Source organism: Kitasatospora sp. NPDC087314, from assembly GCF_044744365.1.
Taxonomy (GTDB): domain Bacteria; phylum Actinomycetota; class Actinomycetes; order Streptomycetales; family Streptomycetaceae; genus Kitasatospora.
The window spans coordinates 12,986-38,390 of the sequence record NZ_JBIUYE010000013.1; the positions used below are offsets into that span (position 1 = coordinate 12,986).

Here is a 25,405-nt window from a genome sequence, read left to right on the forward strand (position 1 = left end):
GTCAGGCCGAGTGGTGGCCCCTTACCTGCACCAGGGGCGGCGGCCAGCTCGCGGGAATGTCGCCGGTGCGCGGCGCGTACAGCCGCAGGGTGACGGAGAAGTTCCCCTTGGTGTCGATGGGGAGCCAGTTGGTCGCCCGCAGCTCCGTGTCGGCGATCGGGTCGGCCTGGATGTACAACGTGGTCGCCCCCGTGGCCGGGTCGGCCACGGGGGCGACGTAGTGGCCGACAGCGTAGATGTCGGCGGGGTTGGCGATGAGGAAGCTGTCGGAGTCGTAGGCGGTCAGCGACCAGAACCCGTTGACGGGCGGCAGCTGGCCGGCGGGGAAGGTGAGGGTGTAGCGGAGCGGAGCCCCGGTGTCGTCGGTCGCCGCGCCGGCGATGCTGGGGTAGAGGGCGTCTTCGGGAAGGTTGGCCCCGAGTCCGATCGCGGTGATGTAGGCGCGCTGGGTGTAGTCGGTGCCGTAGTAGCCGATGTTGGTTTTGGTGAAGGTCCAACCGTTGACCGGCTCGGAGGCCTTGTGTCGACTGATCCTGGACAGGCCGAGGTGCTTCGCCAGCTCCAGCTGGGCGTCGGAGGGGAGCTTGGAGCGGTCGTACGGGTGGACGCCCAACTCCTCGAGCATGGCGGACATGGCCGCATCCGGCGGGTTGAGCGGTGTGCGGGTCAGCAGGGCGGCGAGCTCCTCGAAGAACTCGGGGCCGGTCATCGTCACGTTGACCAGCTCGGATGGCGGCGTGCTGGGGACGTCAGGGTCGTAGACGCCGTCCGGAGGAACGTAGCTGCCGTTGTTGGGCCACGCGCTCAGTGGCAGCAGCCGCATCAGGTTCTGGTAGCCGGTGACGGTCCGGATCTCTTCTTCGCTGGTGTTGTATATCTCCGTGCGGCCGAGCAGCCAGATCGTGTTGGTCGGCATCCGCAACCGATGGACACCACTGGGGAGTTCACCCTGCCAGTCGGGTCCGGTCAGCGCGTAGGAGTAGACCTCGGCGCCGGTGGCCGGGTCGGTGACCGGCGTTGCGAGCGGCTTGATGCTGTTCGGGTCGCCGACGACGTTCGTCCACGCGTCCAGGAGCTCCATGAGCCAGTAGCGACCCTCGTCCATGACCGGCACCTCGAGCACCATCGGCTCGGCCGTCAGGTCCAGCCACGCCTGCGTGTAGAGCGTGTCGACGTTGGGTCGCACCACGTCCTTCATCTCGGGCGTGGGTGGCGCGGAGTACTGGAGGAGCTGGTTCGGCGGCGCCTGCGTCGAACCCACCTTGACGGTGTTCGTCTGCAGCCGGCGGGTCAGCTCCATCGTCACCAGCGAGTAGCCGAAGACGTACACGTCTGTTGCCGGTCCTGCCGAGTGCTGCGCGGAGTCGTGCGGTAAGGCCATGTCATCGCCCCTTCCAGGTACTTGGAGACGCCGACGTTACAGTCCGAATCCGGGCGCCTACAGAAGCAGAACAAGCCATTTGTGGAGGCCATCCTCAAGCGGAGTCTTCAAAACCTGTTAGTAGGCAAGTAAATTGACTGAGCATCAGTTCGGCGATGAGGCGATTGCGGCAGGTCTGTGACTGTGCCGGACCGGCTCAGCCCCACTGTGAAGGACTGGAGGAAGCGGACGGACACGCGTCGTGACCGGGCCGTGCGACTCGGGCGCGAACTCCTCGTGGACCTCAAGGCTGCCCTTGCCGATAACCTCATCCGCCCTGGTGAGAAGCACTCGCGAGAGTGCAGAGAAGTGCCGACCCTCGTCGGTCGAGCCGGCGCTGTGGCAGAGTCGCCATGCTCCCGGCATGATGACCGACCGTGCATCTGCGACTGGCGTACCTGGGTGTGACAAACGCGCTCGCGATCCTGCGACTTCTGCCGATGAGCGACCGCGCCAAGGACGTGGAGATCCTCGCCCTGCGCCATCAGATCACCGTGCTGGAGCGGCAGCTGAGCGGACAGCGGGTGCGGTTCGAAACGAGCGACCGGGCCTTCCTGGCAGCCCTGCTCCAGGGTCTGCCGACACAAGTGCTGCATCGGATACGGTTGCTGGTACGGCCGGACACCGTGCTGCGCTGGCACCGCGATCTGATCGCCCACCGTCACGCCACCCAGTCCCGGCCCAAGCGCGGAGGCCGACCGCGCACCGTGCGCTCCATCCGCTCCCTTGTCCTGCGCCTGGCCGCCGAAAATCCGGCATGGGGCTACCGGCGCCTGCACGGTGAACTGCTCGTCCTCGGCGTCAAGGTGGCCACATCCACCGTCTGGGAGATCCTGAAAGAGGCCGGCATCCCACCGTCACCCGAGCGCGCCCACGCTGACCGGCAGCGGCTCGGCCACCCACAGCACCAGCTTCTCGCTGGTCGTGGGCAACGGCCCGACCAACCCCGGCGGCACCTGGGCGGCCGGCACCACCTACCAGGCGGGCGACGTCGTGACCTACAACGGGGTCGGCTACCGCTGCCTCCAGGGCCACACCGCCCAGGTCGGCTGGGAGCCGCCGATCGTCCCCGCCCTGTGGCAGGCCGTGTGACCCGCAGGGCACCGGCCTGACACCGCATGAGCCGCTGCGCCGCGGTCCGTCGAGGGGGACGGATCGCGGCGCAGCCGTGTACGGGGTGCAGCCCGGGGGCGGGGGCTCAGCCCGGGTGGAAGGCGACCCGGACGGTGGCGTCGAAGGGGACGATCAGCCCGTTGCCCGTCTCCCAGGTCCAGTCGCGCGGAATGAGGAACATCCGGCCGCCGGAGTGGGCCAGTAGCCGCAGGCCCTCGTAGCGGTAGCGGAACCGCGCCCCCTGCTCGACGTCGGGCAGCAGCGTCTCCCGCACCCCGGCCCACCCCAGGTGGAGGCGTTCGGAGGTGTCGACGACGACCGCCGGACGCCGGTAGAGGTGGTGCGCGAGGTCCTCGGCGTCGGCCGTCCCCTTCTGCTGGGCGTAGCCGTCCACCGCCCAGAACGAGCAGAGCACGGTGATCGCCACGCTGATGCCGAGCGCCGCGCGCTCCCCGGTGAGCGGGTGGTCCGCGCCGGTGCGGCGCACGTACATCAGCCGCGCCAGGACCCCGAGCAGCAGCGCGCCGCCGATCAGCAGCGGGGTGCCCATGGGGCCGGCGTCGATCACCTCGAATCCGGCCAGGAAGCCGAGCACCAGGAGGGGGACGACCAGTGCGGTGACGGCCAGGCAGACCCGCCGGACCGTCCGGGCGGCGTCCCCGCGGCCCCCGGCCGCCCTGGTGACGAGGTGGTAGCCCAGCGCACCGGCCAGCGCCCCGCACAGGGCGACCCCGGCCGGGACGTAGAGCGCGGGAGAGCTGCGGAGCAACAGGTCCTGGGTGGCGAAGCCGATCGTGCCGGCGTCGATGCCGAAGTAGCTGTAGAGCGAGCTGGTGTAGGCGTAGCCGAAGAAGAAGAGCAGCGCGGTGAGGAGGGTGGTCGGGGCGACCCAGGTGGCGAGTTTGCCGATCCAGTCGGTCCAGGGCCGCGGCTCCGGCTGCTTCGGCCCGCGCCGGAGCTCCTCCTCGGCAGGGCTCAGGGGTTGCTCCCCGCGCCGGTCGGGGCACCGGTGGAGGCGCTGCTCTTCGGGCTCGCCCCGCCGCCGGGGGTCTTGCCGTTGCCGGGAGTGCTGCCGTTGCCGGAGGTGGCGCCGTTGCCGGGGGTGCTGCCGTTGCCGGGAGTGATGACCTCCACGGCACCCGCCGCCTGGATCCGCTTGCTGGACCCGTCGACGGTCACCGTGAGGCAGATCGTGCGGCTCGCGGCACCCGACGTCGGCTTCGGAAGGGTGAACGTGACCTGCTGGCCCTTGCCGTCGGTCACCGGGACCTGCCGCGAGGCGGGGGTGGCGTACGTCGAACTGCCGCAGTCGGCGACCTTGCTGATCGTGGCCTCGAAGCTGGTCTTCGACGGGAACGACAGCGTGATGAAAGCGGTTTCGTCCGAGCCCTGAACGCCGGCGGAGGGCTCGCCCGCGGTCCGGAACCCGCCCTGGTTCCCGGTGTCCTTGGTCCGCTGCCCATCGGATTGCCCGCCGCTTCCGCCCTGGCCGTTGTCGCTCTGCCGGGCCGAGCCAGAGCCGCCGCCGCCACCGCCACCGCCACCACCGCCGCCACCGCCGCCACCGCCACCGCCACAGGCCGCCAGGGCCGGAACGAGCAGGGCGGCTCCCAGCCACCGGGCCGCTCGGCGGCCCCTGCCGTATCCGATGTGCCGGGTCCCGGGCATGCCTTCTCCCATCCGCGCAGCGAGCAGGGGCCGGTCGGCCCCGCCGCAGGATACCCGTTCGCATACGGCCCGATGGGCTGCCGCGCGGACCCCGGCCGGGCCCGCCAGCCGTTCGGTGCAGCCCGGCCGGCCCACGCTCTGGCATAGAGTCGGGGCGGACGCGCCGTCAGCAGCCCGGAAGGAACCGACCAGTGAGCACGGACCCCCGCCCGGTACCGGAGTTGGGCCCCGAGGTCGTCGAACGGTGGCGGGCCGAGGAGGCCGAGCTCGTCGAGTTGCTGGCCCGGGCGCAGCGCGGCATCGGCGGCGTCGCCGCGTTCCGGCTCGGCCCCACCCCGACCGTCCTGGTCACCGACCCGGGCGCGGTGCAGCACGTGCTCGGCCGCCACCCGGACCGGTACGTCAAGCGCTCGCACCGCGCCCGGATGCTCGTCGGGGACGGCGTGCTGTCCGCCACCGGGGATGCCTGGAAGCGTCAACGGAGGCTGCTGCAGTCGCAGTTCACCGGCACCGGGATGCGACGCTACGAACAGCGGATCGCGGCGGCAGCACGCCGGACGGCGGCGCGCTGGGAGGGCCACCTCCGCACCGGGGAGACGTTCGACGTCGGCGAGGAGATGCGGCGCTTCGCCCTGGACACCGTCTGGCGCGCGCTCACCGGGCTGCCGCTGGACGACCGGACGGATCACGAACTCCGCGCGGTGGAGCGGGTGGTGGCCGCGATGCCGACACTGCCGACCAACGCGGCGGACGCCCGGGACGCGGTCGCCGGGGACCTGGCCCGGGTCGACGCCGTGGCGCATGCGGCCATCGCGGCGGCACGATCGGGCGGCCCGGTGGAGGAGCCCGGCGTGCTCCGGGTGCTGCTGGACGCGGGTGGCCAATCCCCGGACTACACCGATCGGTTGATCCGCGACGAGCTCGTCACCCTGCTCGTCGCCGGGCACGAGACCACCGCCACCACCCTCACCTGGCTCTTCCTCCTCCTCGACCGCCACCCCGAGGCGCGCGGCGCGGACCCGCAGGCCCTGGTCAGCGAGACCCTGCGGCTCTACCCCTCGGCCTGGCTGCTCCCCCGGCACGCCGTCGAGGACGACGTGATCGACGGCCACCGCATCGCCGCCGGCACCGACGTCCTGGTCTGCCCCTACCTCACCCACCGCGACCCGGCCCTGTGGCCGGACCCCGAACGCTTCGACCCCACCCGCTTCGCCGCCGGCACCCGTCCCACCCAGCTCGGTTCCTACGTCCCCTTCGGCCTCGGCGCCCGCGCCTGCCTGGGCACCCAGTTCGCCCTGCGGGAGACCACGGCGCTGCTGGAACTGCTGCTGCCACTGGGGGAATTGGAGTTCCGGTCCAAGCCGACGGGCGCCGCCTACAGCATCACCGTCCGCCCCGACGGGCCGACGCCGGCGGTGCTGCGCTAGGGCCGGACAGGCCCTATGCCGGCTCATTCGGCGGGAGGAAGTCGTCGGCCAGCTCCTCGCCGGCCAGGGCGGCGTCGACGCGGGCGTCGATGTGCGCACGGGTGACCGGGCACTCCAGGGCGCGGTCCCGGTGGCAGTCGAGCATGTGGGTCAGGACGGCCGCGGCGCGCTCCAGGCGGCGGGCGCGGGCGGTCATCTCGTCCCGCTGCGCCGCCAGCAGCGCCTTGCGTTCCGCTGCCTGCTCGCTGGCCCTCACGGCGGCCGTCCCGGCGAGCGGGATCATGCCGTCGACGTGCCAGAGCTGGACCAGGGCGAGGCGTTCCAGCGCCGCCCGGTCGTAGTGCCGCACGCGGCCGCGCCGGGCGGCCGGGGTGATCAGGCCGCGGTCCTCGCGGTGGTGGCCGTCTGCGTCCTCGGCCTGCTCGGCGTCCTGCTCGCCCCCGCCGCCGGCGTGGCGGCGGCCCAGGTCCTGAAGGCGGGCGGCAGGGGCTGACGGACCGGCCCCTCCCGCCCGGCCGCCGCACCGTGTCCGAGAACCGATGAGGCCGGCCGACCTCAGCCGGTGATGGCGCCGGGGGCGGTCAGCCGTTGCGCCAGCTCGCGCGGGCTCGGCATCGTCGCGATCTCGGCGCTGACCTCTCGCGCGGCCCGGGTCAGCGCGTCGTCGGTGAGCAACCGGTCGAGCAACGCAGGCCCGATCTCCTCGGCGCCCGCGCTGAGCCCGGCTCCCCGATCCCGTACCGCGTCCGCGGTGATGAAGCGGTCGGACCCGTCGGGCAGAACGAGCTGCGGGATGCCCGCGTCCAGCGCGCCGAGCGCGCTGCTGCTGCCGCCGTGGTGGATCGCGGCCGCGCAGGTCTCCAGCAGCGCCCGCCACGGGACCCAGCCGTACGGGCGGACGTTGTCCGGCAACGTGCCGAGCGTGCTGAGGTCGAGCTCGCCGGTCGCCAGCACGAACTCCGCGTCGACGTCGGCGGCCGCCGCGATCACCCGCTCGATCCTGGTCAGGCCGTCGGTCTTGGGCGGAACGGTGCCCAGCGTCACCGCCACGCGCGGGCGGTGGGCGGGCACGGCCAGGTCATCGGGGACCTCACCTTCGCCGTTGTAGGCGACGGGCCGCATCGAGCTGCCGTACCGCTCCTCCCCGGCCGTGCTCGGTGGCGCGAGGTCGATGGTGTCCGCCGGCTCGGGCAGCCGGTCGATTCCGTGCCGGGCGAAGGTGTCCGCCATCTCCGCGAGCATCAGCGCGCGCAGCTTCGGGGTGCGGACGAATCCCAGGTCGTGCTGGACCGCGGGCACGCCCAGGCGGGCCGCCGCGAGCAGGGCCACCGGGAACTGGTACTCGTACACCACCAGGTCCGGCCGCCACCGCGTGGCGAGCTCGACCATCTCGTCGGCCACCCGGCTGTTGACATGGGCGGCCAGCGGGACGAACGCCTCGCGATCGGCCGAATTGCTCTCGACCACCCGCCGCATCAGGTCGGGCCGCCGGGTGCGGCCGGCCTCCCTGATCTCCTTGCGCCAGTCCACGCCCGGCGCGATGGGCAGGTACGGCAGCCCGGACCCGGCGACCGGCTCGCCGCCGTCCATCGAGGCCACCGCGACCTCGTGGCCGAGCTCGCGCATCGCCCTGGCCAGCGGGACCAGCGGGAAGAGGTGGCCGAAGCCGGGTGCGCCGGCGAACAGTACTCGCATGAGGGAACCTCGTCTACTCGGGATGGGGGGATCAGGAGGCGGCCCGGTGCAGGGCGGCCTCCAGGCCGTTCAGCACGGCGTTGCAGTCGCGCTGCAGGGTGGCGGCGTCGACGGCGCTCAGCAGGTAGACCCCGAGCCAGTTCCGCGATCCCGCGGCGGGGTCGAAAGCGGGCACCGGCTGTCCCGCGGGCATGGCGAAGGCGGGTACGGCCTCGATGGTGCTGCCCGGTGACAGCAGGCTCTGCCAGTCCACGGCCTGCGGGTTCCAGACCGGCCTGGTGCGCCAGGGCACGCCGAACGCGTCGGCCGGGACGACGGCGACCGACGCGGCGGCCCGGACCCCGTCGGTGAGCATGACCTCGGGGTAGTCGACCCGCTCGCCCAGCAGTTGCCGGACCAGCATGCCGATCGGGTCGAACCCGAACACCTCGTGGACCTGCCGGGTCGTCAGCAGGCCGCCGAACCGGGCGGCGGTCTCGATGACCACCAGCTCGCCGTCCTTCATCAGCTTGAGCTCGGTGTGGGTGCCGCAGTTCTCCAGCCCGAGCGCGTCGACGGCCTGCCGCGAGACCTCCTCGATCCGGCGCTGCAGCGGCACCGGCATGACGGAGGGCGAGGTGCTGGCCACCTCGACGAAGGACGGCACGGTCGGCAGCTTGGCGGTGATGGCCAGCGGACGGTAGACGCCGTCCGCGACGATGCCCTCCACGCTCACGTAGTCGCCGTAGCCGGGCTCCTGGTACCAGCCCTCGGTGGAGCCCTGGGCGATCTCCTCGACCAGCCGGTCCCGGTCGGTGTCCGCGGCGTAGAGCTCGTTCATGCCGACCCGGCTGCCGGCCTGGAGGCCGCGCTCGATCTCGCTCCACGCGGGGGCGGCGTCCGCGGCCGAGTCGAGCACGATCTGGGCGACCGACCCGGCGCCCCAGGCCGGCTTGAGCAGCAGCGGGGGCGTGAACTCGGCCAGCGCGGCGTCCAGGTCCGCGAGGCTGTCGACCCGGCGGAACCCGGGGATCGGCACGCCGGCGGCGGCCCACGCCTCCCGCATCAGCCGCTTGTCCCTGGCCCGGACGATCCCCTCGCCGGCGCCGGCCAGGCCGAGCCGGTGCGCGGCGTGGGCGACGGCCAGCACCGCGAATTCCGAGAGCGTCAGTACCGCGTCGGCCCCGATGGCCTTCGCGTACTCCACGATCAGCTCGACCAGTTCCTCGCCGCGCGGCGCCTCGGGCACCAGCTCGATGCTGGTGCAACTGGGCCGCCATGCGTCCGCCGCGGTCGTGGGCAGTGGCGCCAGCGCGAGGACGTGCAGCTCCCCGCAGGCGGCGATCCGCGGGAAGGCGTACTCCAGCGGGGCGCCGCCCTTGACGTAGACGTACAGAATCCTGTTCAACGTGCTTTCTCCTGAAGGAAGTTCACTCGGCCCGTGTCGCGTTCGGGCGATGTCGCACCCGGCTGGTGCCACTCAGCCGGCGTCACCGGGCGGTGCGGAAGGGGCGCAGCTGCAGCAGGCTGACCCGGTCGTCCTCGATCGCCCACTCGATGTCGACCGGGGCGGCGTAGCTCTCGTCGGGCGAGAAGTGCGACTGCAACAGCCGGCTGATCAGGGCCAGTCGGCCCACGAGGTCCTTGGTCGCGGCGTCCAGGTCGGCGGTGGCGGTGCCCAGCGAGACCGTGCGGCTGCCGCCCTCCATGGTGTTGCACAGGTACTGGAGCGGGGCACCCTGACCGGAGACCACCTCGGTCACCGAGCGCGGCGAGATGTTGAGGTAGACGTTGCGGAAGTCCTGCGGGCTCAGCGGGTTGCAGGTGACCAGGACGCCCCCGACGGCGGCGCCGACCTGCTCCTGGACGATCACGCCCATGCCGCAGTGGTCCAGGGGGATGCCCGCCTGGTGCCGCAGCAGTACGGCGCGCGGTGAGAGCAGCGAGGCCCAGACCTCCCGGACCGCATCGAGGACCCCGTCGAGGGCCGCTTCGCGGGCCGCGCCGTCGACCGCTTCGTGGGCCGCGCCGTGGACCGGGCTCGTGCCGCCGACGTTCGCCACCGACTCGTAGAGTCCGGCGGCGGAGAAGCCGGGCAGGTCTTCGGCATTCGACGAGCTGCGCACGACCAGGACGGGAGCCCCGTACAGGTGCCGGTCGAGCGCGCGGTCGATCTCGGTGCGGACCGGGTCGGGCAGCGGGGTGGTGCGGATCAGCCGCTGCGCTTCGCGGCAGAGCTCCTCCAGCTGCGTGGCCTGCGGGGTCTGCGAAGTCCCGGCCAGGAGCGCGGAGTCGAGCCGGCCGAGGACGCTCCGGAGCTCCGCCGAGGAGTCGAGGAAACGCTGCTGGAGCGAGAACGGCAGCACGATCCCGCGCGGCACCTGGGTGTACTCCTTCACCAGGCGCTGGGCGGCGGCGACCAGTTCGGCCTCGTCCACGTTCTCCGGGAGGCCGAGTTGCCGGGCCAGGTAGCGCAGCAGGTTGTCCCGGGGCGGCCTGGGGGAGCGGTAGAAGCCGAGCCAGCGCGGTGAGCCGTGCTGCAGCAGATGGGTGAGTTCACCGAGGTTGGCGGCCTTGGTGCCGAACCGGACGTGGTCGCCCGCGCGCAGCTCGGACAGGGCGGTGATCGGGGTGGGCGCGAGGTCGGGCCGGTCCACGGTGACGCGTTCGGCCGGGGGCGTCGGCGGGACGCCGTCGGAATGCGGCTGCGCGGCTTCGAGGTGGAGGTCGGAGCCGTCGGCGTCGACCCGGTAGTGGACCCATCGCCCGGCCAGCCCGGCCCGCTCGATCCGGTCGACGGCCTCGGTGCCGACGGCGTTGGGGATCCGCCACCCGGCGGCCATCACGTTGATGTGGGACAGCGGCGTGGTGTGTTCGGTGTGGATGATGCCCGACACCCGGGGGATGTCCTCGGGCACCCGGGGCATCACCACGATGTCGTGCCACTCCAGCGGCTCGGGGTCGGCCCGGTACTCCGCCTCGGAGCGGAACACCCGCAGCCGCCCGTGGGCCTGCCCGTCGTTCAGGGGCACGAAGGAGGCCGTGGAGTAGAGCTCGTGGGACAGGACGCGCGGTATCTCGCTCTCCGGGATCCCGGCGACGTAGTCCTCCTGCCGGTGGTTGGCCGGCTTGAGGACCAGCGGCAGCGTCGGGTCGATGTGGTCGCGCACCCGGTGGTAGAAGAAGCGCAGCATCTCCTGGGACATGGTGTCGACGTCGACGGTCTCCAAGGACAGGAAGGCGTCGGCCGCTCGGTCTTCTCCGGTACCGCCTCCGTCACCGCTCCCGTCACCGCGCCGGGAGTGCAGGGCGAGGGTACCGAGATAGAAACGGCGATCGGGATTCCGGTAGACGTCGTCATTGAACGAATCGAGCCCGCGGGCCAGTTCGTCGAGCGACATGCCGAGTATCTCGCACCCGATGTAGCGGACGTGCAGGGTGCCGTCGGCGCTGTCGATGAAGTGGAGCACGGACTCGGCCCGGTCGAGCACGATCTTCACATAGGGATAGCCCCCGATGGTGCCGGCCAGCTGGGAAAACTCCTGGGTGGTGAGCTTTTCGCCGGTCAGGCGGGGCCGCGTGGTCGCTTTGTTGCGATCCGAACGGGTCATGCGCACAGTTCAGCCATTCGTCATCATGTACACGATCAGTGTGCAGCAGGTCAGAAGGTGGTACGGCTTCACACACACTGCCATCAAATCTGAACTTCTGACGAATAGTCATGCACCATCAGGCCACCATGAAATGTTTCAGCCACGTGAATCGCGTCAAGGAAACCTTGATGGCAGGTCATCTTGTGGCAAAGGTCACAGCAATGAAGTCTCTAAACGATCAAAAGTGATCAAAAATCGCCGGAATGTTGCTTCTTGCACGATCTCCCGGCGTAGGCCCCGGCGGATCACGCCATCGGATCGCAGCATCGGATCGCAGCATCGGGACTCGCCATCAGGACGCGCAGCGGACACGCCCCCGGTTCGGGCCGCACGCCCTGGCGTTACTGCTTGACAGGATGCGTAATACTGTAACGCGCGCGGTCCGGACGGCGGCGGAACGGACGGCGCGGCCTCCTCCCCCGGCAGCTCGGAGCACGACATGCACCCCTTCCTCGACCATCCGGGGCCGCTGGCCTTCGCGCACCGGGGTGGCGACCTCGGACACCCGGAGAACTCGCTCGCGGCCTTCGAGGCCGCCGTCGCCCTCGGGTACCGGTACCTGGAGACGGACGTGCACACCACCGCCGACGGAGTGCTGGTGGCCTTCCACGACTCCCGCCTCGACCGGGTCACCGATCGCGCCGGGGCGGTGGCGGAGCTGCCCTGGGAGACCGTCAGGCGGGCCCGGATCGGTGGCAGCGAGCCCGTGCCGCTGCTGGAGGACCTGCTCGGCGCGTTCCCCGACGCCCGCTTCAACGTCGACGTCAAGGCGGCGCCGGCCATCGGGCCGCTGGTCGAGACGATCCGCCGGACCGGCGCTTGGGACCGGGTCTGCGTCGGCGGCTTCTCCGACAGCCGGCTCGCCGCCGTCCGCGCCGCCGCGGGCCCCCGGCTGGCCACTTCGCTCGGCCCGCGTGAGGTGGCCCGGCTGCGGCTGCGCTCGCTGGCCGGGCCGCTGCCGCAGGGGCGGGGGCAGGGGCGCCGGGCGCCGTTCGCCGGGGTGTGCGCCCAGGTGCCGGAGCGGCACCTGGGCCTGCGGGTGGTCGACCGGGCCTTCGTCCGGGCCGCCCACCGCCTCGGCCTTCAGGTCCACGTCTGGACTGTGGACGATCCCACACGGATCAGGGCTCTCCTCGACCTCGGTGTGGATGGCATCATGGCCGATCGCATCGACGTCCTGCGGGACGTCCTCGGCGAGCGCGGCTGCTGGACGGACGGCAGTACCGGCTCCAGCACGGTGACGGGGACCCCATGAGCACCACGAACTCGGCGACGCACCTGCCGGACGATCAACCGACCGACCCGGCGGCCGCCGCCGCCTCTGCCGACGGCCGCGCCCTGCGCCGGATGCAGTTCGGCTGGTACGTCAACGACTGGGCCAACACCGCCTTCTCCACCACCGTCCTGACGGTGTTCCTCGGTCCCTACCTGACCACCGTCGCCAAGAACGCCGCCGACGTGTCCGGTGACGTGCACCCGCTCGGCCTGTCGATCCGCGCGGGCTCCTTCTTCCCGTACACGGTCTCCTTCTCCGTGCTGATATCGGTCGCGGCGATGCTGCTCACCGGCACGCTCGCGGACCGCACCGGCCGGCACAAGGAGCTGATGTGCGGCTTCGCCTACGTCGGCGCGATCGCCACGATGGGGATGTTCTTCCTCGACGGCGACCGCTACCTGCTCGGCGGCGCGCTGCTGGTGGTCGCCAACATCGCGTACGCGGTGTCGGTCGCGCTCTCCTACGCCTACCTCCCCGGCCTGGCCGCCCCCGACGAGCGCGACGCGGTCTCCTCCAAGGGCTGGGCGTACGGCTATGCGGGCGGCGGACTGCTGCTGATCGCCAACCTGGCGCTGTTCGAGGGTCACGACGCGCTCGGCGTGTCCTCCGGCACCGCCGTGCGGATCTGCCTGGCCTCGGCGGGCCTGTGGTGGGCGCTGTTCACGATCGTCCCGATGCTGCGACTGCCCTCCCGCGCGGGCGTCGCACCCAGCCGGGCCACGGCCTCGACCGGACAGCCCGCCGCCGGCAGCCTGCGCGAACTCGGCCGCACGCTCAGGGGCATGCGCAAGCACCCGCTCACGCTGCTCTACCTGGCCGCCTTCCTCTGCTACAACGACGGCATCCAGACCGTCGTCTCCCAGGCCTCGCTCTACGGCAGCGAGGAACTCGGCCTGGACCAGACCTCGCTGGTCGCCGCCGTCCTCCTGGTCCAGGCCCTGGCGATCGGCGGCGCCCTGCTGCTCGGCCGGCTCGCCCGGCGGTACGGCGCCAAGCGGACCATCCTCGGCTCCCTGGTCGGCTGGGTGATCACCCTCGCCCTCGGGTACGTCATGCCCGCCCACCAGCCCGTCTGGTTCTACGCCCTGGCCTGCATGATCGGCCTGGTGCTCGGCGGCAGCCAGGCGCTGTCACGCTCGCTGTTCTCCCACCTCATCCCGGCCGGTAAGGAGGCCGAGTACTTCAGCGTCTACAAGGTCAGCGACCGCGGCACCAGTTGGATGGGCCCGCTGGTCTTCGGCCTCGCGTACCAGGTCACGGGCAGCTACCGGTCGGCGATCATCTCGCTGCTGGTGTTCTTCGTGATCGGCTTCGCGGTGCTCGTGAAGGTCCCCGTCCGCCGCGCGATCGAGGCCGTCGGCAACCCGGTCCCTGAGCGGCTCTGACGGGCCGGGCCCTGCTGGTCTCGGCACCGCTCCGCTGACCGGTCGCTGACCGGTCACGAGAGCAGCAGGGCCCGGTCCCACCCGGGTGGGACGGGCGTCGTCGCGGCCAGCAGCACCAGCAGCACGCCGGCGGCGCCGTCGAGGAGCCCGGGGGTGATCGCGGCGGCCTGCTCGTGCCGGGCGGCCATGCGGTCGGCCGTGCTGGTGATCAGACGGTCGGCCAGGGCCCGGGCCGCCTGCCGGAAAGCTGGGAAGGCCGGGTCGGCCGGGTCCTGGGCGAAGCGCAGGGTGATCAGCAGCAGGCCGGCCAGGCCGTGGCAGAGGCCCGGCCGGCGGTCGATCCGCCGCACCTCGGGCGGGCGGCGCAGCGCGGCCAGCAGGGTGCCGCGGGCGAGGTCGCGCAGGGGCGCGTCGTCGAGGGCGGTGCCGGCCAGCCAGAGCGCGCGGGCGATGCCCGGACCGCCGTGGCACCAGGAGGCGGGCAGCGACGGTCCGTTGACGTTGCCGGCCGGGCCACTGTCCTGGTCCTCCTTCTCCTCGTCCTTCCTCAGGCTCCAGTCCGGCCCCCAGTCGTCGTCCCGGCGGTGCTCCAGCAGCCGCTCCACCGCCCGATGGATCGCCGCCGTCTGCCCCGGCACCTCGACGCCCGCCGACAGCGCCGACGACAGCAGGGCCAGCGGACCTGCCGGGCCGTGCGCGATCCCCGGTGACTCGCCCGGGAACGCCGCCACCCGACGGCCGAGTACGGTGAGGACGGCGCGCAGCCGCGCGACGGTGCCCGGGTCGTCCGTACGGTCGAGCAGGACCGCGCCGCTCCCGGTCAGGCCGGAGCTGAGGTCCAGCCCCTGATGGCCCTCCGGACGGACGGCGCGGTCGGCCGACCGGGCGCGGTGGTCGTCCGACCGGACAGCGGCCGGTCGCCCCAGCCGGCCGGCGGCGAAGGCGAGCCCGCCGAGGCCGCCGAGCAGCCCCGGGGATCGCAGGCGCATCCGTTCCGCGCCCCGGACGGCGGCGTCCAGGTGGCCGACGGCCATCGTGCGCCAGCCTTCACCGGGGCGGCAGAGGTCGAGCTGGTGGTAGGCGAGGGCCAGGCCCGCGCCGCCGCTGCCGAGGTCGGGCCGCACCGCGCGGGGCACCGCACGGTCCGGCAGGCCGGCGATGGTGTCGACCAGCCGCCGGGCCGCGTCGGCCGTGGGGCCGTCGAGCAGGACGGCCCAGGTCGGGTCGGAGGTTCCGGAGGAGTCGGAGGTTCCGGAGGAGTCGCCGGTCATCGGCCCCGTTCCGTGGATCGGGTGCTGTGAGGCGCCGGTGACGGCTCTCACAGCACCACGGGGGTCGGCCGTCAGTCGGCCGGGTTCAGACAGATCTCGGTCGGCGCGAAGCTGCGGTGGCCGGTGTCGCAACACATCATCGGCTCCAGCGGCTGCTCCTCGGTCTCGGGCAGCTCCTGGAGCTCCAGGACGGTGCTCTCCATGGTCATTCCCCCTTTCCGGGGCTCGGGTGGTGGTGCGGGTCCGCGGCCGGCCGGTCGACCAGCCACGATCGGGGGCCGCCGTGACGGCGGCGGAGCAGGACGTCGAGCACGCCGCCGAAGCCCACGTTGTAGGCGGCGGTGACCTCCCGCAGGGTGTCGTCGGGCACGAGGTAGCGGCCGTCCCGGCGGGCGGCGCGCAGGGCGATGCCGTGGACGAGGTCGTCGGCCCGGGCCAGGTGGCGGGCGTCCCCGGTGGCGGCGGACAGGTCGAGGAGCAACTCGGCGTTGCCCGCCAGCCCGTGGCAGGTGCCGGGCCCGAGGCGGTGGCGGTCGCGGTGCGCGGCGAGCGCGGCGCCCTCGGCGTGGGCGAGGTGGCGTTCGTGGCCCGTCTCCTGCCAGAGCCGCAGCAGGAAGGTGCCGATGCCCGAGGAGCCGTGGCACCAGTAGTTCAGGCCGGGCCGCTCGGTGCGACCGGGGCCCTTGGGCCAGTACGCGGCGCCGTCGCGCCAGTCGGTGAGCGCGCACAGGGCCTCGCCGCCGCCGAGCGCGATGTCGGTCAGCTCGGGCCGGCGCAGTTCGCGGCCGGCGGCCAGGAGGAAGGCCGCGTTGCCGGCGACCCCGTGGGCGAAGCCGTAGTGGGTGGAGCCGGCCAGTTCGGCGCGGAACTCCGGGCCGAGCGGCCAGTCCACCCCCCGACCGGCTTTCAGCAGGTGCAGCAGCCCGTCCGCGCACTCCCGGGCCCGATTGGCGAAGCGCCGGTCGCCGGTGCAGCGCCACAGGTGGAGCTGGGTGAGCCCGGCACCGGCGAGACCGTGGCACACGTCGGTGCTGCCCGAGGCGAGCGGGGTGCGCAGGGCGTAGGCGAGCGCCCGGTCGGCGAGTTGCCGGTCGTCCAGGGTGGCCGCCGCGTCGTGCAGGGCCCAGGCGGCGCCGGACCGGCCGAAGTGGAGGCCGGGCAGGATCCGGCCGGGCTCGGCAAGCCTGACGTCCAGCCAGTCGGCGGCCTCGCGCAGCACGGGCCGGGCGGTCTCGTACCCGCGGCGGACGGCCCGGGCGAGCACGGCGAGTACACCGGCCGCGCCGAGCTGCACGTTGCAGGGGTCGCCGTACGGCAGGGAGCGCGGGGCGGGCCAGAGGTACTCGGCGGAGGTGTCCATGGTGGCGGCGAGGTGGTCGAGGCCGTCCTCGATCAGGCGTCGGACGGTCGGCGGCTCGGGCGGGCGCTCGTGGGCGGCCGGGTGCGGCGTCGTCTCCCGTACGAAGTACGCCTCCGCTTGGGCCGGCGTCCAGCGTCGCGACCCGTCCGCCGTCAGGCCGGTGACCAGGGGCGCGAGGGCGCGCAGCGCGGGCCGGTCCGGGATGGCGGCGGCGAGCAGCGCGGCGAGCCGTTCACCGGTCGGCCGTACCGGGGCGCCGTCCGGGGCGAGCACCGGGCGGATCCCGGCGGCGGCGTGCAGCAGGGTCGCGCCGAGGCTGAAGCAGTCCGCCTCCGGGCCGGGCGCGGGGACGGGGCGGACCACGGGATCGTCCGGATCGCCGCCGCGGTCGTCCGGTCCGCGCGGGGCGTCCAGGTACCCGGGGTCGGTGAAGCCGCGGGTGCCGGCCGGGTACGCGGTGGAGCCGAACGGTACGGCCAGCTCCAGGTCGACCAGGACCGGCCGGTCGTCCGGGGTCATGATGACGTTGCCGGGCTTGAAGTCGCGCAGGACGAGCCCGGCGGCGTGCACCTGCCGGATCAGCCCGAGGAGTTCGCCGGCCAGCCGGAGCGCCGCCGCGACCGGGACCTGCCCGTCGCCCCGGTCCAGGTGCTCGGCGGTCCACTGCTGCAGGTTCCGGCCCGGGATCAGGTCCTCGACCAGGAAGAGGTGGCCGCCGGCCTCGAACAGCTCCCGCACCCGCGGGGTGACGCCCCGGGGCGCGAGCTCGTCCAGGACCCCCGCCTCGTGGCGCAGCCGGTCCCTGGCGTCCCGTCCCTCCGGATCGGCGCCGACGTGCGGCCGGGCCTCCTTGAGCAGGACGGTCTCGCCGCTGCGGGTGTCCTCGGCGCGGTAGACGCCGCCGCGGTTGGAGTGCCGGATCGCCTCCCTGACCAGGTACCGCCCGGCGAGCAGGACCGGCTCTCCCCGTCGGCGCGGCGCGGCGGCCGCCGGTTTCGCGCCGGTCGACGGCGTGTCGGTCAACGGCGCCTCGGTCGACGGCGTGTCGGTCGACGGCGCCTCGACGAACGGGTCCTCGGCCCACGGAGGCGGCGAGAACCAGGGGTTGCGCTCGTCCGTGCGGAGGCTCCCGTCCGGTGCCACCAGCCGGCCCTCGTAGAACCCCTCGTCATTGAGCAACCGGGGCCGCACGAAGCAGCCGTAGCGGTAGTGCACCACGCTGTCCGGCCGGTAGCGGCGGTCCGACAGGATGGCAGGACCGGGAAGTCCCAGCGTCGCCTCGGACAACTCCTCGGCGATCATGCGCAGTTGACCGTCATCGGCGGGGTAGGCGGTCAGGAACTTGCCCGACTGCGCCCGAGTGGCCCGCGTGCCCGTCAACTCGGCCGTGACCCTCGGCCCGGCGGCGAACTTGAACGCGCACCCGCGCGCGACGAGCACCCGACCGGCGCGCTCCAACACCTCCGGCGCCGACGCCACGGTCGCCGACAGGTGCAGCTTCCACCCCTGCCGCCGCAGCACGTGGCGCGGCGGAGTCACCATCCACCACGGCTCCGCGTGGTGCACGCGCCATCCGGCAACTTCATCGGACCGCGTCAGGAACTCCGCGAGAATCGACCGGTAGGGCGAGGTCACACGGCGAAGCTAGCAACGGCCGAATCACCAACACAAGACCGCTGCAAGGGATTTGATATGTCCGCTGATACGACCAGCGGACCTCGGGGCTGGTCGCTGCCCGTACCTCACCCATCACGGCCCGGCCGTGAACGGCGTGGCAGCGCAGCGGTGACCGCGCCGTCCCTCGATACTCCGGTAGACCCGTACGAGAGGACGCCGATGGAATTCCTGGTCGACATGGTGACCACTGTCCCGGACGGCACCCCCGAGGAGGCGATTGCCGGCATCCGGGCCCGGGAAGCCGATCGTGCCCGCGAACTCGCAGCCTGCGGCACCCTGTTGCGGCTCTGGCGCCCGCCGCTCGCTCCGGGCGAGTGGCGCACCTGGGGCCTGTTCAGCGCCCCCGACGAGGAGCGGCTGGAACAGGCGCTCGCCTCCATGCCCCTGCGGGTGTGGCGGCGGGACACCGTCACCCCGCTCTCCCCGCACCCCAACGACCCCGGCCCGGAAGGCACCCGATGAACGACGCAGCCGTCCTGTGTGACGTCCTCGACCGCTGGAAGACCGCCGTCGACGCCCACCGGCCCGAGCAGGTCGCCGCCTGCTTCACCGAGGACGCGATCTTCCAGGGCCTCCACCCGTACAGCGTGGGCCGCGCGGGCGTCGCCGCGTACTACGCCTCCCAGCCGCCCGGACTGACCGCCGACTACCGCGTCCTGGAGATCCGCCGACTCGCCGACGACCTCATCCTCGGGTACCTGGGCGTCGACTTCGCCTTCCCCGACCGCCCCACCCTCACCGTCAACCTCGGTGTCCTGCTGCGCCGCTCCGACGACGCCTGGTCCATCGCCCACTACCAGGTCTCGCTGCTCCCCTGACCTCCGCTGTCACATTCCATCGCCGCGATCCGTCGGGTCGGTAGGAGCAACCCGAAAGGAACACCGCCATGGAAACCCGATCGATCACCACCGAGATCCCGCTGCGCCCCCGGCTGGCCCAGGACCCCGTCCAGCTCGTCCCCGAACTGGCCGAGGTCTCGGCGGCCCTGTTCAAGGCCGCCGGCAACGGCGCGGTGCCGCGCGCCACGATCAGCCTGGTCCAGCTACGGGCCGGCCAGATCGCCGGCAGCACGTACCTGACCGTCCTGCACACCGGCTTCCTCCGCAAGGCGGGCGAGTCGGAGGAGCGCATCACCTCGGTCGCGACCTGGCAGGACTCGCCCCACTTCACCGGCCCCGAACGCGCTGCCCTGGCCCTGGTCGAGGCCACCCTCCAGCCCACCACCCGAGGCGAGCGGGTGTCCGACGAGCTCTACGCCCAGGTCGCCGAGCACTACGACGAGAAGGCGCTGACGACCCTGACCATCGCCATCGGCCAGGTCAACTTCTTCACCGCCATCGCCCTCATCGCCAAGCCCGTCCCCGGCCGTTCCTTCACCGATCCCTGGGCATGAACCCATCAGCGGCACGGCGCGGCACGGACCGAGCCCGCGCCGTGCCGCTGATGGCCCGTATCGGTCACCGTCCGCAGCCGTTCGGGGGACGCCTCTCCGCTCCCGGTGCCCCGGCCGCCCGCGGCGGGCATCCGTGAGCTCGTCGACCCTCCGCACACCAGGAGGACCGTTCCGAGGAGGCGCCATGGACGAAGAGCAGGTAGTACCGGCCCAGGACGACGCGCTCATCACGCTGAGGGAGTGGGCCACGCTCGACAGCGCCCCGGCCCTGCACCGGCTGCTGGCCGAGATCGACGGCTCCGGCCACCCCACGGCGCTGCCGCTGTCCTTCTCCGGCGTGAAGGTCCTCGGCAACGTCGTCACCGGTGACGCGACCGTCAACTTCTTCCTCGGGAAGGAGACCACCGGTTCGTTCTGGCTACTGCTGTTCGTTCCCGAGGACGACACCGGCACCCTCCTCCCGCCGCCCCACGGCGACCGGACCGACGGCACCGCCATCCTCTTCGCAAGCGCCACCAGCGTCCTCTCCCCCGGCAAGCCCGCCGGCGACCGCCGCCGCGGCTACGGCCTCCAGCCGCCGAAGGTCTTCGCCTACCCGGCCGGCGTCCTCGTCGCCGCCCGCTGCGACCTCTACGGCGGCTACACGATGCTGGGCAGCCTCGGCTTCCAGGTCACCCTGGGACGCCAACCGTAGATCCCGGACCTGCACCGGCCCGCCGAGCACGCGCTGGGAATACAAGAGGGTCGGCGAGCGCCGTCCATTCGAAGACGCCCCGCTCTACGCCGTCATGGTCCGCACCTTTCGATGACGCGGTGAGTCCGAACCGCCGAGCAGCAGCTACAGTCCCGGCACCAAGCCGCCGCAGTACGGGTCCGTGACGGTACAGCGGGCCGCCGCGCGCCCTGGGCGGATGCGGCGGCCGACGTGCGGATGGGCCGGGTCACCGGCGGCCCGACCTGAGCCGGTCACAGCACGGGTGAACCATGCCCCGCTGACATGAAGCCGTTGACTCGGTCACGGGCTCCGCGAACCAGCCGGATGATCACTTGTCAGGCAGGCCGTAGCGAGGGCCGGAGGCCGCCTGGCCGCCGAGTTCGGTCTCCGAGCGCGGCGGCCAGGGCTTCGGGCCCCTCAGTGGCGGTGGTGGTTGTCGGGTTGGGCCGGGTCGCCGGGGTGTTCCAGGCCCTCGACGAGGGTGAGGCGTCGGGCGCGCTCGTGGTCGAGCCAGCGGACGAAGGCGGCGCGGCGGGCGGCCTCCTTCAGGGCGGGGGTGGGGTCGTGGTCATCAGTGACGGTGTGGGGGGACAGGAGGGCGGCCGTCCAGGGGCCGGCGGTGACCCGTTCACCCGGTGCGGCCGCGCGGAGGGCTTCGGCGAGGGCCGCCGGGAGGGTGTCGGGGTCGGCGTCGAACTCGCCGTCGGGGAGGGCGAGTCGCCAGACCACGGCCGGCGGGCGGGTGGTCACGCTGCGGTAGTGGGCGAGGTCGGCGGCGGAGGGTTCGACGTCCGCGGTGACGGACGCGTAGACGGCCCGAACGGCCGCGCTGCCCTCGTACGCGGCGGCGGTGATGGAGCCGAGTTCGACGGCGGCCTGTTGGTCGAGGCGGGCGGGGCCGGGCGAGGAGACGGCCAACGCCCGTTCGGCGGCCACCGTCTCGCACAGGGCTTCGGTGAGAAGAACCTGCGCGACCCAGCGGGTGAGCTGGCGGTCCTCCGAACTGCCGGGCTGGGGCAGGGCGGTGGAGCGCGGGCCGGTGCGGAGGGCGGCGAGGCGGAGGTCGAGGGCGGTGCGCGGGAGGGGCCGTCCGTCGAGCAGGCCGAGGGTCATGCCTCCACCTCCAGGGCGACGGTCGGGGCGTACTGGCAGCGGCCGAACCACATGACCTTGGCCAGCGCCCAGGACGCGCCGGGGTCGGTGGACTCGGGGACGACGATCTCGAAGTCGACGGTTGTCGAGGATTCAGCCGGGACGGTGAAACCGCGGACCGGGTCGGCGATGGCCTCCCAGGTGCCCCAGGGGGAGACGAGTTGCAGCTCGCCCCGGATCTCACCCCGGGTGCGGTTGGTGAGGGTCAGGGTGAGGGTGGTGCGGCCACCGGGCGTGAGGCGGAGGGTTTCGTCGGAGACGGTGACGGAGAGGCCGGTGTCCCGGCCCGCCTCGGCCTTGGTGCCCTGGGCGGCCGTCCAGTCCTCGGGGGCGTCGCCGGGGACGGGCAGCAGGCCGGGGAGCTCGCCCACGGCGACGGTCACCACGTCCTCGATCTCCTGGCCGTCGTGGGTGATCCGGACGGCGGCGAAGTACAGGCCGGGCGCGGCCTCGGCGGGCGGGGTGAGGGTGACCGGGAAGCGCAGGTGGCCGCCGGCCTCCAGCCGGTACGGGCGGCTGCCGAGGCTCGCCGTCCAGCCCTCGGGCGGCAGGACGACGGCCGTGCCCTCGACCGCCGCGTCGCGCAGTTGCGAGGACAGCGCGACGGAGAGTTCGACCGCCTCGCCGTCCGTCCGCAGCAGGCCGGGCGAGGCGCCGACGGACACCGGCAGGTAGCCGAGCGGCGCCGGGCCCCGGTTGTGCAGCCAGTAGCGGGCGTGGACGGGCTGAGCGGGCTCGGCGACCGGGCCGAGGGCCGGCCCGCCGGGCTCGGCGACACCGGCGACACCCGCGCCGCCAGCGCCCCCGACGACACCCGCGACACCCGCGACGCCGGGGGCGGCGAGCAGGGTGGCGATCTGCGAGCCGGCGAGGTCGAGGCGCTCGGCGGCCGCACCGAGGGGCCGTTCCAGCAGGTCGGCGGGCCGCACCTCGCCCAGCCCGAGCGCCCCGCGGAGTTCCGCCGTGCGCCCGAGACCGGTCGACTCGACCAGCCGGACGGTGAGTTCGCTGCCGACCGCCGCCGCCGAGCCGTGCGCGATTGGGTTCCCGGCGGGCTTGAGCGCACCGAGCAGCACCTCGCGCTGCGGCTCGACCCGCAGCCAGGAGAGGGTGGCCGGCAGCGGGCCGTCCTGTGCCGGGACGATCCGCGCGTACAGCGGGTGGTTGAACTCCTGCCCCTGCGCGGGCAGGGTCTGGTCCCGCCAGTCACCCGGTCCGCCGACCAGCGAGTAGCTGAACTCGTGCGTCCAGTGCTGGAGTTGGAAGGAGGCTCCGTCCGGCAGGGTGCGCCGGGGCGGGTCGATCCAGACGCCGGACGGCCAGCCGGTGCAGCTGCGCATCAGGGACAGGTGCAGGGCGCCGGTGGTGTCGACCGCGAAGCCGGGCAGGCCGAAGCTGAGCAACGCGACGGTGTGGTCGGCGAGTTGGTCCACGACCTCGGACGGGCAGACGGCGCCGATCCGGGCGTCGGCGAGGTCGGCGACCAGCGCGGCCGTGTCCGTGACGACCAGGGCGGGCAGCGCCCGCAGGTCGCGCAGGTCGGCGCCGGGCTGCCAGACCTCGGCGAGCGGGGTGAGGGCGGGCACCCAGACCGCGCCGTGCGCCTTGAGGACGCTCGCGTACTCCTCACCCGCCCGCTCGATCAACTCCCGGGCGGCGTCGTTGTCTTCGGGGCCGCCGAGGACGATCCGGAAGTCGGGCAGGTTGGAGTCGACGTCCAGCCAGCCGTACCGGGCCCAGTCGGCGCCGGAGGTGGTGGCGGTGACGCCGACCCGGGCGAGGGCGACCACCAGCGGGCGGGCGTCGGCGGCCTCGTCCAGGGTCGGGACGACCACCTCGGCGACGCCCAACGCGCGCTCCCCCGACGGGGATCCGGCCGGATCACTCAGGACGGCGCGCGCGGTGGCGCCGAGGCCGAACCAGGTGTTCGCCGGGTTGTCCAGGGTCCACGGCGCCTCGGCGGAGTCGACGTCGGGCAGGGCGAAGCCACGCCCGACGACGGCGCCGGCGACCTCGCTGACCGGCAGCGCACCGGGCAGGTCGACGGGGAAACGCAGCCGCAGCAGACGGTCGGCGCCGGAGTAGTCGACGACCCGGGTGCGGCAGTCGACCCGGTCGAGGCCGCGCCACAGGGTGACGGTCTGCTCGTAGCGGATCCCGTCGACCGTGCCGCCGATCACCAGCCGCTCGCCGAGCGGGCCGGTCTCGCGGCGCACCTCGGCCGGGGCCGTGCCGGAGCCGCGCACCGGGCCGCTCGGCACCAGGTGCCAGGGGCCCTCGCCGAAGTCGGGGTGCTGCGGGTACTCCTCGTAGACCCTCAGTTCGTTGCCGATCCGGCCGCCCTGGATCAACTCCCGGTCGTGCAGCAGGTCGTGGACGGAGGTCAGGCCGCCGCCACGGGCCGGGTCGGCGGTCACCCGGTAGCGGCCGTTGGTGATCTCCACCCCCTCGGCCGTCGTCCAGGGTTCCTCCGCCGAGCCCTCCACCAGCCGCCAGGTGCGCCAGCCGAGCGCGGGGACGTCGGCGGCGAGGAAGCGCAGCGTCCCCCGGTCGACGACGCTCGGCACCGGCTCGCCCCGGTCGTCCAGGACCCGTACGGCCCGGTCCTCGGGAGGCAACGCGATGGTGACCAGGTCGGTCCGGTCGAAGGAGAGCGTGTTGGTGACCACCACGGCCGTACCCTCGCCCGCCGTGGAGATCCGCGCGGTGAGCGCGTCCAGCGCCTCGTCCCGGACGGCGGCCGCGAGGTCGTGCGCCTCGCGCCAGCCGCCGAGCAGGTCGAGGTACACCTGGTCGGACTCGGAGCCGGTGATGGCGTCGTGGTGGGCGCCGTAGGCGAGTTGGCGCCAGACCTTGTCGAGCGCGGCGGAGGGGTATGCGCCAAGGCCGTGGACGGAGGCCAGGGTGGCGAGCTTCTCGGCGTCGGCGGCGGCGACCTCGCCGGCCCGCTGGGCTTGCTTGGTGTCGATGTACGAGACGTCCTTGCCGGTGTAGACCGGGTTCATGTCGCGGGTCTGCGGGCTGGGCCGGCGGCCGGTGGCGGCGAGTTCGGCCCGGACGGCGTCGAGGAAGTCGCGCGGGGTGGCGCAGACGAAGCGCGGCCAGAGGTACTTGGCGGCCCAGGAGCGGTGGATCTCGGTGACCCACTTGTTCGGCGGGGTGTAGTCCGTCCCCACCGGCAGCAGCAGGTTCCTGGTCGCGCCCACGGGCTTGAGCTTGCGGTACAGCTCGTAGACGGCCCGTTCGGCGGTGGCGAGGTCCGGGGAGGAGTCCATCCACCAGCCGGCCGAGTAGTGGTGCGGCATGTAGTGGGTGAGCACGCCCTCGCCGGAGGGGGCGATCCACTCGAACTCGCTCGGGAACTGCATCACCCGGGCGTCGTCCTTGGCCTCGCGGAAGTTCTTCTGGATCGGGCCCCACTGGTGGAAGGGGCCGCGGGCCCAGGCGCTGCCGGTGAGCCCGGCGGCGGCGAGGTGGCCGGGGAACTGCGGATCGTGCCCGAACACGTCGAGCTGCCAGGCGGTCTGGGGATCGCCGCCGAGGATGTCGCGTTGGTAGCCGATGCCGTAGACGATGTTGCGGATGGTGGTCTCGGCGCCGGTGAGGTTGGTGTTGGGCTCGTTGTAGGTACCGCCGACGAGTTCGACCTGGCCGCGTTCCAGCAGCGTGCGCAGCGTCTCGCGGCGCTCGGGGTGCTGGTCGAAGTACGGCTTGAGGTAGTCGACTTCGGCGAGGACGAACTTGTACACCGGGTCCCGCAGCGCGAGGTCCATATGGGCGTCGACGAGTGCGAAGCCGTTGCGCTCCCAGAGCGGCCGGGTGGTGGCGTCGGCGGAGAGCAGCTCCCAGGGGGAGGTGTAGGCGGCCTGGGTGTTCCACCAGACCGGGTCGTAGTGGAAGTGGGAGACCAGGAACATCGTCCAGCCGGGTTCGGCGACCTCGACCAGGGCGTCCACCGAGGCGTCCTCCGCCCTGACGGTGACGGGCAGTTGGGCGCCCGGCTCGGCGCCGGTGAGCTCCAGTGGGACTTCGACCAGCCCCGTGCCGGTCGCCTCGCCGCGCACACCCGGGCCGCTGACGGTGATCCGGGCGGCCGGGCCGTCGAGCGTCACCCGCAGCAGCTGGCGCGGGGCGTCCTCGGGACCGGTGAAGAGGTCGGTGTTCTCGACGGCGGTGATGGTGACCGGCACGGGGAGGGTCCTTTCGGTGTCGGTACGGGGA

The 25,405-nt window shown here is 73.0% G+C and carries 20 protein-coding genes and 2 pseudogenes; 10 read left to right on the forward strand and 12 right to left on the reverse strand.

All coding sequences use genetic code 11. The annotated features are described in order from the left end of the window. Window position 1: 1 nt before the first annotated feature. Window positions 2-1,381, reverse strand: a complete 1,380-nt coding sequence (locus ACIO5E_RS26810) for a DUF1254 domain-containing protein (protein ID WP_400672368.1) — start codon at window positions 1,379-1,381, stop codon at window positions 2-4. Between the two features lie 416 nt (window positions 1,382-1,797). Between ACIO5E_RS26810 and ACIO5E_RS26815 the strand changes: the two are divergent. Together ACIO5E_RS26815 and ACIO5E_RS26820 are read left to right on the forward strand one after the other, a co-directional pair. Continuing rightward, window positions 1,798-2,289: pseudogene (locus ACIO5E_RS26815) on the forward strand (helix-turn-helix domain-containing protein); the annotation flags it as partial. A 64-nt stretch (window positions 2,290-2,353) separates the two neighbouring features. Next, window positions 2,354-2,512: pseudogene (locus ACIO5E_RS26820) on the forward strand (carbohydrate-binding protein); the annotation flags it as partial. 106 nt (window positions 2,513-2,618) lie between these two features. Here ACIO5E_RS26820 and ACIO5E_RS26825 read toward each other — a convergent pair. Further along, complete coding sequence (locus ACIO5E_RS26825; protein WP_400672371.1) at window positions 2,619-3,302, reverse strand: hypothetical protein; 684 nt, start codon at window positions 3,300-3,302, stop codon at window positions 2,619-2,621. Window positions 3,303-3,508: 206 nt separating this feature from the next. After that, complete coding sequence (locus tag ACIO5E_RS26830) at window positions 3,509-4,201, reverse strand: hypothetical protein (RefSeq protein ID WP_400672374.1); 693 nt, start codon at window positions 4,199-4,201, stop codon at window positions 3,509-3,511. A 191-nt stretch (window positions 4,202-4,392) separates the two neighbouring features. On the opposite strand from ACIO5E_RS26830, the gene ACIO5E_RS26835 reads away from it, so the two are divergent. Further along, the gene (locus tag ACIO5E_RS26835) at window positions 4,393-5,628 is read left to right on the forward strand and encodes a cytochrome P450 (RefSeq protein WP_400672376.1); all 1,236 of its coding nucleotides are present in this window, start codon (window positions 4,393-4,395) and stop codon (window positions 5,626-5,628) included. 13 nt (window positions 5,629-5,641) lie between these two features. Here ACIO5E_RS26835 and ACIO5E_RS26840 read toward each other — a convergent pair whose 3' ends face one another. Then, window positions 5,642-5,911 (reverse strand): hypothetical protein, encoded by a 270-nt coding sequence (locus ACIO5E_RS26840; protein WP_400672379.1) that lies wholly within the window; start codon window positions 5,909-5,911, stop codon window positions 5,642-5,644. A gap of 9 nt (window positions 5,912-5,920) precedes the next feature. Between ACIO5E_RS26840 and ACIO5E_RS26845 the strand changes: the two genes are divergently transcribed. Continuing rightward, complete coding sequence (locus tag ACIO5E_RS26845; protein WP_400672382.1) at window positions 5,921-6,121, forward strand: hypothetical protein; 201 nt, start codon at window positions 5,921-5,923, stop codon at window positions 6,119-6,121. A gap of 62 nt (window positions 6,122-6,183) precedes the next feature. Here the strand turns inward: ACIO5E_RS26845 and ACIO5E_RS26850 are convergent, their stop codons facing one another. From ACIO5E_RS26850 to ACIO5E_RS26860, 3 genes are all read right to left on the reverse strand, one after another. Next, a complete protein-coding gene (locus ACIO5E_RS26850; protein ID WP_400672385.1) occupies window positions 6,184-7,323 on the reverse strand; it encodes a nucleotide disphospho-sugar-binding domain-containing protein in 1,140 nt (379 codons plus the stop codon). A gap of 31 nt (window positions 7,324-7,354) precedes the next feature. Further along, complete coding sequence (locus tag ACIO5E_RS26855; RefSeq protein ID WP_400672388.1) at window positions 7,355-8,710, reverse strand: acetyl-CoA carboxylase biotin carboxylase subunit family protein; 1,356 nt, start codon at window positions 8,708-8,710, stop codon at window positions 7,355-7,357. Between the two features lie 82 nt (window positions 8,711-8,792). Continuing rightward, complete coding sequence (locus ACIO5E_RS26860; RefSeq protein WP_400672391.1) at window positions 8,793-10,913, reverse strand: PEP/pyruvate-binding domain-containing protein; 2,121 nt, start codon at window positions 10,911-10,913, stop codon at window positions 8,793-8,795. A gap of 481 nt (window positions 10,914-11,394) precedes the next feature. Between ACIO5E_RS26860 and ACIO5E_RS26865 the strand changes: the two genes are divergently transcribed. Then, window positions 11,395-12,210, forward strand: a complete 816-nt coding sequence (locus ACIO5E_RS26865; protein WP_400672394.1) for a glycerophosphodiester phosphodiesterase — start codon at window positions 11,395-11,397, stop codon at window positions 12,208-12,210. Next, window positions 12,207-13,616, forward strand: coding sequence for an MFS transporter (locus tag ACIO5E_RS26870; protein ID WP_400672396.1), 1,410 nt, complete (start codon window positions 12,207-12,209; stop codon window positions 13,614-13,616). The genes ACIO5E_RS26865 and ACIO5E_RS26870 overlap by 4 nt, the downstream gene beginning before the upstream one ends. A gap of 53 nt (window positions 13,617-13,669) precedes the next feature. Here ACIO5E_RS26870 and ACIO5E_RS26875 read toward each other — a convergent pair whose 3' ends face one another. The 3 genes from ACIO5E_RS26875 to lanL form a co-directional block, all read right to left on the reverse strand. Then, window positions 13,670-14,887 (reverse strand): lanthionine synthetase LanC family protein, encoded by a 1,218-nt coding sequence (locus tag ACIO5E_RS26875; RefSeq protein WP_400672398.1) that lies wholly within the window; start codon window positions 14,885-14,887, stop codon window positions 13,670-13,672. Between the two features lie 71 nt (window positions 14,888-14,958). Further along, complete coding sequence (locus tag ACIO5E_RS26880) at window positions 14,959-15,090, reverse strand: hypothetical protein (protein WP_400672400.1); 132 nt, start codon at window positions 15,088-15,090, stop codon at window positions 14,959-14,961. Window positions 15,091-15,092: 2 nt separating this feature from the next. Continuing rightward, window positions 15,093-17,789, reverse strand: a complete 2,697-nt coding sequence (gene lanL, locus ACIO5E_RS26885) for a class IV lanthionine synthetase LanL (protein WP_400672402.1) — start codon at window positions 17,787-17,789, stop codon at window positions 15,093-15,095. A gap of 294 nt (window positions 17,790-18,083) precedes the next feature. Here lanL and ACIO5E_RS26890 point away from each other — a divergent pair, with 294 nt between their 5' ends. From ACIO5E_RS26890 to ACIO5E_RS26905, 4 genes are all read left to right on the forward strand, one after another. Beyond that, on the forward strand, window positions 18,084-18,386 hold the full coding sequence (locus tag ACIO5E_RS26890) for a muconolactone Delta-isomerase family protein (protein ID WP_400672405.1): 303 nt from the start codon (window positions 18,084-18,086) through the stop codon (window positions 18,384-18,386). After that, window positions 18,383-18,742: an SgcJ/EcaC family oxidoreductase gene (locus ACIO5E_RS26895; protein ID WP_400672407.1), complete on the forward strand. Its 360-nt coding sequence runs from the start codon at window positions 18,383-18,385 to the stop codon at window positions 18,740-18,742. The genes ACIO5E_RS26890 and ACIO5E_RS26895 overlap by 4 nt, the downstream gene beginning before the upstream one ends. 68 nt (window positions 18,743-18,810) lie before the next feature. Then, window positions 18,811-19,317 carry a carboxymuconolactone decarboxylase family protein gene (locus ACIO5E_RS26900; RefSeq protein WP_400672410.1) on the forward strand — a complete coding sequence of 169 codons (507 nt, stop codon included), beginning with the start codon at window positions 18,811-18,813 and terminating at the stop codon, window positions 19,315-19,317. A gap of 184 nt (window positions 19,318-19,501) precedes the next feature. After that, window positions 19,502-20,011 (forward strand): hypothetical protein, encoded by a 510-nt coding sequence (locus ACIO5E_RS26905; protein WP_400672411.1) that lies wholly within the window; start codon window positions 19,502-19,504, stop codon window positions 20,009-20,011. A 438-nt stretch (window positions 20,012-20,449) separates the two neighbouring features. Here ACIO5E_RS26905 and ACIO5E_RS26910 read toward each other — a convergent pair whose 3' ends face one another. Further along, window positions 20,450-21,145 (reverse strand): hypothetical protein, encoded by a 696-nt coding sequence (locus ACIO5E_RS26910; RefSeq protein ID WP_400672414.1) that lies wholly within the window; start codon window positions 21,143-21,145, stop codon window positions 20,450-20,452. Further along, window positions 21,142-25,374, reverse strand: a complete 4,233-nt coding sequence (locus ACIO5E_RS26915) for an NEW3 domain-containing protein (protein WP_400672416.1) — start codon at window positions 25,372-25,374, stop codon at window positions 21,142-21,144. Before ACIO5E_RS26915 ends, ACIO5E_RS26910 begins: the two co-directional genes overlap by 4 nt. Window positions 25,375-25,405 lie beyond the last annotated feature (31 nt).